The sequence below is a fragment of the Streptomyces sp. SID3212 genome (assembly GCF_009865405.1).
In the GTDB taxonomy this organism is placed as follows: Bacteria; Actinomycetota; Actinomycetes; order Streptomycetales; family Streptomycetaceae; genus Streptomyces.
Genome location: NZ_WWJY01000508.1, coordinates 1 through 298, shown reverse-complemented (window position 1 = coordinate 298; position 298 = coordinate 1). Strand labels below are relative to the sequence as shown.

The window sequence follows — 298 nt, the reverse complement described above, 5'->3', positions numbered from 1 at the left end:
GTGCGGCGGCGAACCGCTGCCGCGCGCCCTCGCCGCCGACATCACCGAACGGTGGGGGGCCGAGGCGCACAACTTGTACGGACCGACCGAGGCGACCGTCGACGCGACCGCCCACCGGGTCGGCGATCGGGACTCCGGCCGTCCGGGGACGGGCCGCCCGGGCACCGCCGGACACACCGACCCCGGCACACCGTCCGAGACCGTGCCCGTCGGCCGCCCCGTCGACACCATGCGCGCCTACGTCCTCGACGGCCGGCTGCGGCCCGTACCGCCGGGCGTCACCGGGGAGTTGTACCTG

The 298-nt window shown here is 77.2% G+C and carries 1 protein-coding gene; it reads left to right on the top strand.

Translation table 11 applies throughout. The features are described 5' to 3' along the window. The coding region (locus GT042_RS15210) for an AMP-binding protein (protein ID WP_161309244.1) at positions 1-298 on the top strand (298 nt) is incomplete at both ends.